At 44.5% G+C, this 12976-nt stretch carries 12 protein-coding genes; 4 read left to right on the top strand and 8 right to left on the bottom strand.

Annotation, left to right across the window (positions count from 1 at the left end):
- Positions 1-12: 12 nt before the first annotated feature.
- From AAC006_RS13270 to xdhA, 7 genes are read right to left on the bottom strand one after another with little or no spacing between them, the layout of a single operon-like run.
- Positions 13-1230: a urate hydroxylase PuuD gene (locus AAC006_RS13270; protein WP_126873637.1), complete on the bottom strand. Its 1218-nt coding sequence runs from the start codon at positions 1228-1230 to the stop codon at positions 13-15.
- Positions 1217-2533: a guanine deaminase gene (guaD, locus tag AAC006_RS13265; RefSeq protein ID WP_126873639.1), complete on the bottom strand. Its 1317-nt coding sequence runs from the start codon at positions 2531-2533 to the stop codon at positions 1217-1219. The genes AAC006_RS13270 and guaD overlap by 14 nt, the downstream gene beginning before the upstream one ends.
- A gap of 5 nt (positions 2534-2538) precedes the next feature.
- A complete protein-coding gene (gene uraH / locus AAC006_RS13260; RefSeq protein ID WP_126873641.1) occupies positions 2539-2859 on the bottom strand; it encodes a hydroxyisourate hydrolase in 321 nt (106 codons plus the stop codon).
- Positions 2859-3377: a 2-oxo-4-hydroxy-4-carboxy-5-ureidoimidazoline decarboxylase gene (gene uraD, locus AAC006_RS13255; protein ID WP_126873643.1), complete on the bottom strand. Its 519-nt coding sequence runs from the start codon at positions 3375-3377 to the stop codon at positions 2859-2861. Before uraD ends, uraH begins: the two co-directional genes overlap by 1 nt.
- Positions 3374-4228, bottom strand: a complete 855-nt coding sequence (xdhC, locus tag AAC006_RS13250; RefSeq protein WP_126873644.1) for a xanthine dehydrogenase accessory protein XdhC — start codon at positions 4226-4228, stop codon at positions 3374-3376. The genes uraD and xdhC overlap by 4 nt, the downstream gene beginning before the upstream one ends.
- Positions 4225-6561, bottom strand: a complete 2337-nt coding sequence (xdhB, locus tag AAC006_RS13245) for a xanthine dehydrogenase molybdopterin binding subunit (RefSeq protein WP_126873646.1) — start codon at positions 6559-6561, stop codon at positions 4225-4227. Before xdhB ends, xdhC begins: the two co-directional genes overlap by 4 nt.
- A complete protein-coding gene (gene xdhA / locus AAC006_RS13240; protein ID WP_126873648.1) occupies positions 6554-8029 on the bottom strand; it encodes a xanthine dehydrogenase small subunit in 1476 nt (491 codons plus the stop codon). Before xdhA ends, xdhB begins: the two co-directional genes overlap by 8 nt.
- Before the next feature lie 309 nt (positions 8030-8338).
- On the opposite strand from xdhA, the gene AAC006_RS13235 reads away from it, so the two are divergent.
- The 3 genes from AAC006_RS13235 to AAC006_RS13225 are packed head-to-tail and all read left to right on the top strand — an operon-like array spanning position 8339 to position 10223.
- The gene (locus tag AAC006_RS13235) at positions 8339-8998 is read left to right on the top strand and encodes a TetR family transcriptional regulator C-terminal domain-containing protein (protein ID WP_288389349.1); all 660 of its coding nucleotides are present in this window, start codon (positions 8339-8341) and stop codon (positions 8996-8998) included.
- Positions 8988-9914, top strand: coding sequence for an allantoinase PuuE (gene puuE, locus AAC006_RS13230; protein ID WP_256769717.1), 927 nt, complete (start codon positions 8988-8990; stop codon positions 9912-9914). The genes AAC006_RS13235 and puuE overlap by 11 nt, the downstream gene beginning before the upstream one ends.
- Positions 9915-9965: 51 nt before the next feature.
- The gene (locus tag AAC006_RS13225; RefSeq protein WP_013784618.1) at positions 9966-10223 is read left to right on the top strand and encodes a hypothetical protein; all 258 of its coding nucleotides are present in this window, start codon (positions 9966-9968) and stop codon (positions 10221-10223) included.
- Between the two features lie 123 nt (positions 10224-10346).
- Here AAC006_RS13225 and AAC006_RS13220 read toward each other — a convergent pair whose 3' ends face one another.
- Positions 10347-11678 (bottom strand): NCS2 family permease, encoded by a 1332-nt coding sequence (locus AAC006_RS13220; protein ID WP_338455825.1) that lies wholly within the window; start codon positions 11676-11678, stop codon positions 10347-10349.
- 289 nt (positions 11679-11967) lie between these two features.
- Between AAC006_RS13220 and AAC006_RS13215 the strand changes: the two genes are divergently transcribed.
- Positions 11968-12972 carry an adenosine deaminase gene (locus AAC006_RS13215; protein WP_013784616.1) on the top strand — a complete coding sequence of 335 codons (1005 nt, stop codon included), beginning with the start codon at positions 11968-11970 and terminating at the stop codon, positions 12970-12972.
- Positions 12973-12976: the final 4 nt, after the last annotated feature.

Here is a 12976-nt window from a genome sequence, read left to right as displayed (position 1 = left end):
CCCCATCAGATTTTAATTTTCTCTTTTGGCATGCGTAGTAGCAAACCACGCCGCTATTTCAGCCCGCTCTTCCTCTGTCATGCCGGTTTTATTTAAAAATGGCATGTCTTTGGTCACGGTAGTGCGTCTTACTAACTGAGGCGCATACCGCGTGATACCTTCCCAGCTATCTAACACCACACCTAATGGCGCAACTTTAAAAATTTCATCGGTAGGGGTGCGTGAATGACAGCCTACACAATGGGTATTCACAAGCTCGGCCACGCGTTCATCAGTTACCACGGCTACACTTTCATTTTCAGTACCCGCTACCTCAACATTCGCTGGCGTTTTCGGCCACGAAACCCATAACGCAATGGCAAGCATAGCAACAGCACCTGTGACTAATATCGATGGTTTAGTTTTGCCAACATGACGTAGGTTGAAGAAGTGACGAATCCATGCGGCAGCCGCCATTAGCGCAATAAGCACTAACCAATTTTGCTCGTGTTGATAAGTCATAGGGTAATGGTTTGAAATCATGATGAACAATAACGGCAAGGTGAAGTAGTTATTGTGCATGGAACGCAATTTAGCGCCCGCGCCCCATTGAGGGTCGATACTTTCTTTCGCTTGTACTGCAGCAACCATTTTACGTTGGTTGGGCATAATGTTGAAAAACACATTACCCACCATAATGGTGCCAATTAATGCCCCAACATGAATGTAAGCGCCGCGGCCGCTAAACCATTGTGTTGAAAGGTAAGTGACTACACAAATAAGCGTAACCAAACATAACGCAAAAACAATAGGATATTTAGCTAGCGGGCTTCTACAGGCAAATTCGTAAATGGCTATGCCGCCAAAAATAAGCCCTAAACCTAACGAAATAGCAGTAGTAGGCGACATATTATTAACTTGAGGGTCAATCAAGTATGCCGAAGCACCAAAGTAATACACAATAATGAGTAGCGCAAAGCCTGATAGCCAAGTGGTGTAAGCTTCCCATTTAAACCAGTGTAGGGTTTCAGGCATTTTTTCTGGGCCATAAGCATATTTGGCTACTTCATAAAAGCCGCCGCCATGTATCGCCCATAAGTCGCCTTTTATGCCTTTATCTTCTTTCCACTTAGGTGGGGTGCGCAAATTATTGTCTAACCAGACAAAATAGAACGACGCACCAATCCACGCCACACCGGCAATTACGTGAAACCAGCGTACAAATAAGCTTATCCAATCAAGCCATGGCATAGTGTGTTTCCTTCTTATTATAACAACATTGACCGCTTATCCAGGTTTCTGCAATAGCGCGATCATCACCCAAAATACTGAGTGCAAAAAAGACATCGTCAAATTCTGCATTGGGCTTAATTCGTAATTCCATGAGTTCATCGTAACGGGGCGTTACAATAATAAAATCGGCAACCGTATTAGGGTTTAAGTTTCCAATTTCGTCATCGAGTTTATGTGCTACCGCAGCGCCTTGGGTCATTAAGTAAAACCCTTCAATAGGATCGATAGGCGCGTGGCGCAATTGGCTAACCTTATAGGCATCGCCGTAGGTTTTTAACATACTAAAGCTCGTACCTGCGCCTACATCGGTAGCTAATGCAACATGCACATTATTGGCTCGTGCGGTTTGCAAATCAAACAATCCGCTCCCCAAGAATAGGTTTGATGTGGGGCAAAACGCCAATGTAGCGTCTGCTTCACCTAAGCGCTGCCATTCTTCGCTAGAAAGGTGAATACCATGACCGAACACCGCGCGTGGGCGCACTAAATTGTACTTATCGTAAACATCTAAATAGCCAGATGCTTTCGGGAATAAAGATTTCACCCATGCAATTTCATCTACATTTTCAGACAAATGGGTTTGCACAAAGACATCTTTGTATTGGGTTGCCAGTTCACCTAAAGCGGCCAATTGCGCCTCTGAGCTAGTCGGCGCAAACCTTGGGGTTATTGCATAGCGATTTCGGCCTGTGTTGTGCCATTTTTCTATTAATACAGCACTGTCTTTTTGGGCGGTTTCTGGGCAATCTTGTAAGTCTGCAGGGCAGTTTCTGTCCATACACACTTTACCTGCCACAATAGCCATGTCTATTTCGCTGGCGGCACTGAATAAGGCGTTACAACATCCTTGGTGTACCGATGAAAAAACGAAGCCAGTGGTCGTGCCGTTTTTCAACAACTGTTGCAAAAACACCTTGGCAATCTTTTGGGCATGTTCCACGTTAGCAAACTGTTTTTCGGTAGGAAATGTATAGTTTTCAAGCCAACTTAATAATTGCTCGCCATAGCTAGCAATACTTTCAGTTTGCGGGTAGTGCAAGTGGCTGTCGATTAACCCAGGTAAAATCCAGCTGTCTTTATGATCATGTAACAATGCATTGGGGTACTGCTCACGCATGCTAGAAAACGAGCCAGTGGCGATAATTTTTTTACCATCTATTACCAAGCCGCCATCGTGAATAACGACAATATCTTCGGCAAACGTGGATGACGCAGTATTAGGCGTTGGAAAGTGTGCAATATTCGCACGAAAAAGCTGCATTATAATTAGCTGCCTCTGTAACTGCTAAAACCAAAAGGAGAGATAAGCAAAGGCACATGGTAATGGCCGCCGTCGCTTTCAAGTTCAAACGCAATATCAATATGAGGGTAAAAACTCTTGCCATGTGTAGCAATTAAGTAGTCATGGCTATGAAAACGCAGTGTATACACACCTGCTTCAAACTTCTGACCCCATTGATTGAAACGTCCATCGTTATCGGTTTTACCAGTAAGTACGTCGCCATTAGGCAAGGTAAGGGTAAGCGCAATGCCTTCAACGGGTTTGCCCGATGTAGTATCTAATACATGACTTGATAAGGTATTCATTAATTTTCGTCCTTGGCAGTTAACGCTTTGTCTATGCGCAACAGGGTAATTTTAATTTGTTCTTGGGCGGCGGTGCGAATTTCTTCATCGGTGCTGTTCGGTAATCGCGTTTGCAAGGCGTTAAGCATCGCGTCGGCCGAAAGCCCAGTGGCACAAATGATGAAAATAAAACCATGCTTATCAAGATACGCTTGATTCGCTTCTTTTAATGTAAGCAGCGTCGCTTCTGATGCACTGGCTGTGCCTGATTGTTCGCCGCTGGCTATGGTTTTCGTGTTGGCAAACTTTTTACGCAACGAATCAACATCGCCAATCATTGGATGGGCGGTGAAAGCCTCTAAAAAATCGTCTTTGCCGCATTTTGACCAAGCGGTTTTCGCATATTCTTTTACATCGTTAGCGGTGTCAAAAGGGCGGCCGTTAACCATGCTATATATCCACGACTGTGCTGCGCAGGTTTGTTGAAACCAATCGCTAGCATCGCTGGCCGATAGGGTATTAAGTTCGTTTAAGGTCATACATTATGTTCCTTAGTGTTAAATCTATCGGCGTTAGTCACCGTAGCACCTTCAACATTGTCTTCACCGGCGTGTAAACGCTGAATAATTTGTGAAGCAATTGATACCGCCACTTCAATAGGACGCTTGCCGGGTATTGAAGTATCGCCAATAGGGGTTGCTAATCGAGCTAAGTCATTTTCATCAAAACCGCGATGTTCCAATTTAGTGATAAAACGCTTGGCTTTGGTTTGTGAACCAATAAGGCCAACAAAGGGCAACGCAGGGTATTTTAATGCTTGCTCGGTAATGCGGTAATCGAGCTGATGATCGTGAGTTAATATTACTAACCAGGTGTTTTCTTCCAGCCCACGCACTTCAGTCTCTGGCGCTTCTTCTACCACCATTTTTACGTTTGCTGGTAGCGGGTGGCTGAACAAATCTTCACGGCTATCAATCCAGGAAATACGAAGTGGAAGCTGGGCCAAAATAGGTACTAAAGCTTTTGCTACATGCCCTGCGCCAAAAATAGCGATGTGCTGCGCATGGCGATTGCACACTTCAAACAATACTTTAACAGCGCCGCCACAGCATTGGCCTAGCTTACTGCTAAGAGGGTATGAGCGTATTTCGGTGCTAGTATTATTTTTACCACGAGTACCGCCACTTAGCATCTCACGGGCTGTGTTGATTGCATCGAACTCTAAATGCCCGCCGCCAATGGTATCTATGCTTTGTGCATCGGTAACTACCATTTTGCTACCGGCTTCACGGGGAGTAGAGCCAGCAATACTAATCACCGTCACAATAACGTAGGGCGCACCGTCTTGTTGACACTGCGCTACCGCTTCATACCAGGTACTCGCTTTCATTGCTGTGCCTGTTGCAACTGCATTACAGCATTCAGTACACGCTCTGGCGTGGCTGGTGTATCTAGTTGCGGGTCTTGGGTGTAACCAGAAATACTTGAAATGGCATCTTTCAAAGCACACCATACTGAAATTGCTAGCATAAATGGCGGTTCACCTACCGCTTTTGAATGGTAAATACTGTCCTCAGCATTTTCTCTGCCAAACAGTTTTACATCAAAATGTTTAGGGGTATCGCCAATAGCAGGAATTTTGTAGGTGGCCATGTTTTCACTGGTTAAGCGACCATCATTATTCCACACCAGTTCTTCGGTAGTAAGCCAGCCCATGCCTTGAATAAAGGCACCTTCTATTTGGCCAATATCAATAGCAGGGTTCAAGCTATTACCCACATCATGAAGTACGTCTACTTTATCAACGCAGTACTCACCACTTAAGGTATCAACAGATACTTCACTTACCGACACACCATAAGAGAAATAGAAAAACGGGCGGCCATCGCCAGTTTCGCGATTGTAGTGTATTTTAGGGGTTTTATAGTAGCCATTGGCCGATAATGACACGCGGTCAAAATACGCCACCTGAACTAAATCGCTAAACGCTTTTTGGTGTTCACCTAATACTAAGTTACCGGCAGTAAACTGTACCTTTTCAGCTTGCTCTGGCATGCCTAGCTCGGTAGCAAAGCACAGTGCTAAGCGTTCCTTCAACGTAATACATGCATTTTGCACCGCTTTACCGTTTAGGTCTGTACCGCTCGACGCCGCCGTTGGAGATGTGTTGGGTACTTTATCGGTGCGGGTGGCAGTTACTTCTATCATGTCCATAGACACACCAAATTCATTCGCCGCAATTTGGGCTATTTTGGTGTGCAAGCCTTGGCCCATTTCTGTGCCGCCATGATTCACTTGAATGCTACCGTCAGTATAAATATGTACCAGTGCGCCTGCTTGGTTCAAATGCTTTGCGGTAAAGGAAATACCAAACTTAACCGGAGTCAGAGCTAGGCCTTTCTTAATGACAGGGCTATTGCGGTTAAAGTCGGTAATCGCGTCTCTACGTGCCCAATAATCGGCGTCTTTTTCAAGCTTTGCGATCATTTCTGTCAGTAGGTTGTGCTCTACTTCCATGCCATAAGGAGTAGTGGTACCAGTTTCTGGCCCGTACAAATTTTGTTTACGTACGGTAAGCGGGTCTACTGCTAGCTTGCGTGCCATGGCATCCATCATGGCTTCAGCCATGATCATACCTTGCGGCCCGCCAAAACCACGGTACGCCGTGTGCGATACCATGTTAGTTTGCAAGCGGTGACCTACAATGTTGCTTGCACCTAAAAAGTAACCGTTATCGGCATGAAACATGGCTCTGTCGACAATAGCGTCAGACAAGTCAGGTGAATGCCCACAATTACCGTTTATATCTACTTTTGTGGCAACAATTTTACCGTTTTCGTTAAAGCCAACCTCAAAGCTATTATCGAAAGGATGGCGCTTGCCTGTCACGTGCATATCAGTGCTGCGAGGTAAACGACACTTCACTGCACACTGGTTGCGAGAAGCTAACAAAGACGCTAAACACGCCCACTGAGCGGCTTGGGTTTCTTTACCGCCAAAACCGCCACCCATGCGGCGCATATCTACCATCACATGATGCAGCTTAATATCGAGTACTTCAGCCACTAGCTTTTGCACTTCACTAGGATGTTGGCTTGAGGTATATACCTTCATTCGCCCGTCTTCATCGGGAATGGCAAGCGACACTTGCCCTTCAAGGTACATATGCTCTTGGCCGCCAATAGAAAGGTGGCCTTTACAGCTTAAAGGTGCAGTGGCAAGTTGAGTATCAGCATCACCTTGGCCAAACCTGTGAGTAGGGCGCACAAAGCGTTCATGTTTATGCGCTTCTTCGGTGGTAAATACCGCGGCGGTAGGAATAACCTTAATAGTGCCTTTTAGTGCCGCTTTACGGGCTAAATGTACCGAAGTTGCAAGCACTGCAAAATAAGGCTGGCCGTAAAATTTTACTTCGCCATTAGCGAGAAGGGGGTCGCCTTCAAAAACCGGCCCAATATCTTTATGGCCAGGAACATCGTCGATGGTAATAACATCGACCACACCTTCACTTGCACTTACGGCAGATAAATCTATTGATTCAATAATGCCCGCCGCGCACCTGCTGGTCCCTACAGCGGCGTAAAGCGTGCCTTGCGGCTCTACCAAATCGTCAATATATTTCGCGCTTCCTTGAACCTGTCTGGCAGCACTTTCATGCTTTACCGACGTATGAACAACCTGTGTTGAGGCTGAATCTTTCGCGCTATCGATAAGCTTACGCATGTTGCACCACCCGAGTTTCAATCTTGTTTTTTACATGGCTGCTTGTACCACTGGCTGATTGGCTAGTGTTTTGATGCTCTAGCCAGAATCGATGCCATAAATTAGCCAGTACAGTTTTACGGTATTCTGCACTCGCTCTCACATCATCTATTGGGGAAAATGCTTCGCTTAAAATTTGTTTACCAATACTCAAGCATTCGATACTTGCCCATTGTTTGCCTTTTAATGCGCTATTTAATGCTTCGCAACTAACTGGCGTTGCGGCAACACCACCAAACCCAGTGCTAACGTGTTCAACTTTACCGTCATTCAAGGTTACGTTGAACACAGCACACACGGCAGAAATATCATCTTCCATGCGTTTTGAAATTTTGTACGCGGCCACTAACTCATTGGCCGTCAGGTAGGGTATTTCAATGTCAGATAGCCATTCGCCTTTTCCTAGCGCCGTTTGGCGATAGCCAGTAAAAAACTCACTTACAGGTATAGCGCGAGTTTGTGTACCATTATCAATATGCAGCACGGCCTTTAAGGCTAGCAATACAGGCGGCATATCGCCAATAGGCGAAGCGTTTGCCACGTTACCGCCCAAGGTGGCTTGGTTACGTATTGGCAACGAAGCAAAGCGGGTGATTAATTCTGCTAATTGAGGAAAGTGCCCTAACAAAGGTTGCGTCAAATCACTTAACGGCGTGGTTGCACCAAACGTGATCGAATGTTCGTTTGTAGTGCATCCATTTAATGATTTGACCCCACTTAAACTAATTAGCGTGTTCACATCTTTCAGTTGTTGAGTAAACATCAAGCTTAAGTCGGTGCTACCTGCTACTAAAAGCGCATCTGGGTGCTGAGCGATAGCATTGGCTAAGGCCGAGCGAGAGTCTGGAACAAGTAAATTACTGGAGCCAAGTACGGGGGTAGCGGCTAGTTCCTTCAACGCGCTTAGCGTAGAAGACTCATTACGTGCGAATGTGTCATCAGGCGTGTTTCCACACACAGATAATGCCGCATCAATAATAGGGCGATAGCCAGTGCAGCGGCATAAGTTACCGGACAATGCATGCAATACATCATCGCGATTTGGCGTGCCATCTTGATGATACAACGCAAACATAGACATGATAAACCCTGGCGTACAAAAGCCACACTGCGAACCATGAAAGTCGATAAGTGCTTGTTGTACAGGGTGTAAGGTGTTGTCTTGAGTTAAATGCTCTACCGCAATAAGTTGTTTGCCATGTACAGCCGACATCAAGGTAATACAACTGTTTACCGTGCGGTAATGTAACCCATCGAACTGTGGGTTAGGCTCGGCAATCACTACGGTACATGCACCGCAATCGCCTGCTGCACAACCCTCTTTAGTACCGGTAAGTTTTCTGTGCTCGCGTAAGAATTGAAGTAACGTCAGGTCAGCCCGGGTATCGTCCAATTCAACGAGTTGTTGATTAATAAGAAAGCGAATCATACCCGCACCTCATCACTATTTTCATTGATATATCCATTAATATAACGGTATTCTTGATAGAAAAGTAGACCATTTGGTCAAATAATTGCTTTAAAAAAAAGGCTTCCCTGAGAATAGCCCCTAATTTGGTAAGCAAAACTGCATACTTGTTGGTGTAATACAGGCAAGAATCGTGCAAGGTTGAACATAGAGAACACAAAGTTAAGTAGGGGTAACGGTATAGTGATTACGTTTTCTATTTTACGCTAAAACCGTGATAACGTAATACAAACGGATGCCAGACGTGTAGTGAAGGATAAAAAAATAACGATGACCAAATTAAGAGACACGGACGCAGGCGTAGGTGCCACAAACAAAAGAAATATTCTGCAAGCCGCTGAAAAATGTTTTGCCCAGTTTGGATTTAAGGGCACTGCGGTTCAAAAAATTGCAGATGAAGCGAACCTGCCTAAAACCAACGTGCTTTATTATTTTAAAACGAAGCAAGAACTGTATGTGGCAGTGCTAGAAGAAACATTGTCGTTGTGGAATTCCCATTTCGACAGAGCCACTGTAGATGACGATCCTGCTGAAGTGTTAGCGGCGTACATTACAGAAAAAATGGAGGTATCTCGTACCCATCCACAAGCTTCTAAAATATTCGCGATGGAAATTATTAACGGTGCGCAGAACTTAACCGGTTATTTTGACGAAGAACATGCCAAATGGATGGAAGGGCGATTAGCACTTATAGACCAGTGGATTGAAGTAGGTAAACTCCCCCAGCTTGATGGTGAATATTTACTTTACACCATTTGGGCTAGCACCCAGCATTATGCAGACTTCTCCGCTCAAATTACCCGTCTTCGTGGCCGTAAAATGATTAAAGCTGATTTTGAAACGGCCACACGCCAATTAATTCAATTGGTGCTAGGTGGGTGCAACCTGCCAGTGCCAAGTCGTTATATTGAGAATATTGATGTCGAATAATTCCCATACTTACCCTCGCGACCTTATTGGTTACGGGGCTGATGTACCTAAGGCCAATTGGCCGAACGGCGCTAAAATTGCGCTCCAGTTTGTTTTGAATTATGAAGAAGGTGGTGAGAACTGCGTACTTCATGGTGATGCGCACTCCGAAACCTTTTTGTCTGAAATTATTGGTGCACAAGCATTTAATGATAGGCACCTTAGTATGGAGTCTATTTACGAATACGGGAGTCGTGCGGGATTTTGGCGACTTCATCGTTTGCTCACCAGCTACAATATTCCGGTAACGGTTTTTGGTGTCACTATGGCCATGCAACGTCACCCAGATGCCGTGCAAGCCATGTTAGATGCTAAATGGGAAATTGCCAGTCACGCTATGCGTTGGGTTCATTATCAAGATATGGACGAAGAGACTGAACGAAAAGAAATAGACGACGCTATCATGTTGCATGAGCAACTTACTGGTAAGAAACCGGTTGGCTGGTACACGGGGCGAACCAGCCCTAATACGCTCAAATTGATTGCTGAGCGTGATGACATTCTCTACTGCGCCGACTCTTATGCCGACGATTTGCCTTATTTTGATAACCATTACAGCAAACCTCTTTTAATGGTGCCTTATACGCTAGATACCAATGATATGCGTTTTGCTGCCCCACAAGGTTTTAATAGTGGCGAGCAGTTCTTCCAATATCTTAAAGATGCGTTCGACGTGTTGTACGACGAGGGCAGCGAAGCACCTAAGATGCTGTCGATAGGCATGCATTGCCGTATTTTAGGGCGGCCAGCGAGAATGGCGGCGTTAAAACGTTTTATTGAATATGTGCAATCTCATGACAAAGTATGGCTTGCTACCCGTGAAGACATTGCCCGACATTGGCTAGCCGAACATCCTTTAGTTGAAAAATCCCAGTAAAGTGTAAAGCTATAAGAAGCAAGCTACGCTATATAAAGTGGAGATATAAAAATGAAAGTAAAAATTGCCTTATGTTTATTAACTGCGCTCGTATTAACGGGCTGTTCAAAGCTAAATAAAGAGAACTACGACAAATTAAAAATGGGTATGTCTCAAGATGAAGTCTCATCGGTAATTGGGGCGGCAGATAATTGCTCAAAAACCATGGGCGCAGTATCTTGCGTTTGGGGTAACGAAGAAGCGAAGCATGTAAAGATAGTCTTTATGGGCGATAAAGCCGTTACCTTTAGCTACGATGGTTTAGAGTAGGGTTAGCAAGCTCAATTTCTATGAGCTATGTAATCTAAGTTGCCTGAATAGATTACCCAAAGCATAAAAAAACGGTGAAGATTATCTTCACCGTTTTTTTTGTTAAGCATAGGCTACCGCTTGCTATTTTAAGTCAAATATATAGCGCAGTATAAACACACCCGCTAACACGTAGGTTAACCCACTGACTTCTCTGAATTTACCGGTTCCCATCTTAATGCCAACGTAGGTAATAAAACCTAGTGCAATACCTTCACTAATACTGAACGTGAGCGGCATAGCTAATAGCGCAACGGTTGCGGTAGCAAGAGCACCTAAATCGTCGAAATCTATCTGGCGAATGGCTTCCATCATTAGAATGCCCACCATGATAAGCGCTGGAGTAGTCGCCATCAAAGGAATAACCTTCATTAAAGGGGTAAGGAACAAGGCAAAAATAAAACACAGTGCAACCACTACCGCGGTTAATCCTGTTCTACCACCTGCAGACGCCCCAGTAGCAGATTCTACGTAACTGGTTACTGGTGATGTACCAATAAATGCACCTACCACACTGGCAGACGCATCGGCGGTCATGGCAGGGCCAATTTTAGGCAATCTTCCGTTTTTATCTAGCAAGTTCGCACGGCGAGAAACACCGATTAACGTACCTATAGTGTCGAACATATTCACAAACATTAGTGCAAATATTAAATCCCAAGTTTCAGCGATATGGTCAATAGGGTACCAAAAGTCCATTGCCATAAAGGTATTCGAAATTGGTTCTGGTAAGCCGATAATGGCTTCAGGCGTTGCGGTTAACATGCCATTCTCGGTTGGCACGAAGGCACCAATTACGGTGAGCAACACAATAGATATAAGAATGCCTCCGGTAACCTTTTTCACTACCATCACAATAGTAAAAATAATACCAAGTAGCGCAAGCATTACCGCAGGGTCAGATAAATCACCAAGACCCACAAAGGTAGCCGGATTGTCTACAACCAGCCCCGCATTTTTAAGGCCAATAAAGGCAATAAATAACCCTATGCCGCATTGCACACCAATTTTGAGGGCCGGGGGAATAGACTCAGCAACTTTAGTCCTCACCCCAGTTAAGGACAGAATTAAAAAGAGAATACCGTTCCAAAATACTATGCCAAGGGCCGCTTCCCAGGGAATCTCTCGAGATAAACAAATAGTAAAAGCAAAAAAAGCGTTTAAACCCATACCTGGCGCAAGCGCAATGGGGTAGTTAGTCATAAACGCCATCAATAAAGTGCCCAAACAGGCAGCTAGCGCGGTTACCGTTATTAACCCTTCGATAGGCATGCCACTTAAACCAAGGATCCCAGGGTTTACCACTAAGATGTACGACATGGCAGCAAAAGTGGTTAGCCCCGCTACCACTTCTGTTTTTATTGTGGTTCCATGCGCCTGAAGCTTAAAAAGGCGCTCTAATACGTTATTAGACATGTAGATTTCTCTATGCGTTGAGTCATTTATCATTATTTGTTGTTGCATGAAGCAAAAACTTGACCACTTAGTCAGTTTGTTGGTGCGTTTTGTGCTACGGTAAACATAGCCAGAATACGCAAAGTCAGTGTTACGCCAGTGAAATTAACTAATAAAGGTTTTAAAAACCGCGTATTTCACATTGGAAGCGTTATAAAAACGCCTGACTAAATCAACGCTAGAAAAGAAGTTGCGCACTAATTAAGATGCAAATTGCATCAAAATGGTGCGCTTCTAACTGTGAGGGGCCATGTCGCTATCAACAATAATTCAAAAACTCCCGAAGGCTGAACTGCACTTGCATATAGAAGGCAGCCTAACACCTGAGCTTATGTGGCACCTGGCAAGTAAACATAGTATCACGTTGCCATATAAAAGCATTGAAGAGATAGCTGCTGCCTATCAATTTACTAATTTGCAAAGCTTCCTCGACATATACTATGCCGGTGCGGGCGTGCTCATTGATGAAGATGATTTTTACGCGTTAATGTGGGCGTATTTCACCCGCTGTCATGAAGATAACGTGGTTCACACTGAAATCATGTTCGACCCGCAAACCCATACCGCAAGAGGTATAGGATTTGATGTATTCATGCCAGGTTTTTTACGGGCCATGAAAGATGCACAAAAGCAGTACGGTATTTCTAGTTACTTAATTATGTCTTTCTTAAGGCATTTACCAGAAAGCGACGCGTTCGCCACACTTGAAGCTGCCAAACCTTATTACAGTGTTATAGATGCGGTGGGTTTAGACAGTTCTGAACTGGGTCATCCACCATCTAAATTCGAACGGGTGTTTCGAGAAGCGCGAGCTCTTGGGTTTAAAATAGTCGCGCATGCAGGTGAAGAGGGGCCGCCAGAATATATTTGGGAAGCATTAGACTTGCTTAACGTTGACCGAATTGATCATGGCGTAAGGTGTCAGGAAGACGAGAAGTTAATGGCTTACATAAACGCCAATCAAATTCCTCTTACCGTATGTCCATTAAGTAATCTGAAATTGTGTGTGGTAGATGACTTAGCCAAACACAATATATTATCGCTACTCGATGAGGGTTTAATGGTTACTGTGAATTCGGACGATCCTACATATTTTGGTGGGTTTTTGAATGATAACTATATAGCCCTGTGTGATGCGTTGCCTGTAACCGAAGCACACGTGAAGCAACTTGCTATTAATAGTTTTGCGGCTAGCTTTTTACCGGATGACATTAAACAACAACACATTGCGCATATACATTCGTTAACACGCTAAAATG

Origin of the sequence: uncultured Alteromonas sp. (genome assembly GCF_963976965.1) — a bacterium.
Taxonomy (GTDB): domain Bacteria; phylum Pseudomonadota; class Gammaproteobacteria; order Enterobacterales; family Alteromonadaceae; genus Alteromonas; species Alteromonas naphthalenivorans.
This window is presented reverse-complemented; position numbering and strand designations above follow the sequence as displayed.

What these genes read in the sequence shown, in the direction of transcription:
- AAC006_RS13215 (WP_013784616.1), top strand. Translation starts at nt 11,968, where the DNA reads ATGTCGCTATCAACAATAATTCAAAAACTCCCGAAGGCTGAACTGCAC.
- AAC006_RS13225 (WP_013784618.1), top strand. Translation starts at nt 9,966, where the DNA reads ATGAAAGTAAAAATTGCCTTATGTTTATTAACTGCGCTCGTATTAACG.
- AAC006_RS13220 (WP_338455825.1), bottom strand. Translation starts at nt 11,678, where the DNA reads ATGTCTAATAACGTATTAGAGCGCCTTTTTAAGCTTCAGGCGCATGGA.
- uraD (WP_126873643.1), bottom strand. Translation starts at nt 3,377, where the DNA reads ATGACCTTAAACGAACTTAATACCCTATCGGCCAGCGATGCTAGCGAT.
- uraH (WP_126873641.1), bottom strand. Translation starts at nt 2,859, where the DNA reads ATGAATACCTTATCAAGTCATGTATTAGATACTACATCGGGCAAACCC.
- AAC006_RS13270 (WP_126873637.1), bottom strand. Translation starts at nt 1,230, where the DNA reads ATGCCATGGCTTGATTGGATAAGCTTATTTGTACGCTGGTTTCACGTA.
- puuE (WP_256769717.1), top strand. Translation starts at nt 8,988, where the DNA reads ATGTCGAATAATTCCCATACTTACCCTCGCGACCTTATTGGTTACGGG.
- xdhB (WP_126873646.1), bottom strand. Translation starts at nt 6,561, where the DNA reads ATGCGTAAGCTTATCGATAGCGCGAAAGATTCAGCCTCAACACAGGTT.
- AAC006_RS13235 (WP_288389349.1), top strand. Translation starts at nt 8,339, where the DNA reads ATGACCAAATTAAGAGACACGGACGCAGGCGTAGGTGCCACAAACAAA.
- guaD (WP_126873639.1), bottom strand. Translation starts at nt 2,533, where the DNA reads ATGCAGCTTTTTCGTGCGAATATTGCACACTTTCCAACGCCTAATACT.
- xdhC (WP_126873644.1), bottom strand. Translation starts at nt 4,228, where the DNA reads ATGAAAGCGAGTACCTGGTATGAAGCGGTAGCGCAGTGTCAACAAGAC.
- xdhA (WP_126873648.1), bottom strand. Translation starts at nt 8,029, where the DNA reads ATGATTCGCTTTCTTATTAATCAACAACTCGTTGAATTGGACGATACC.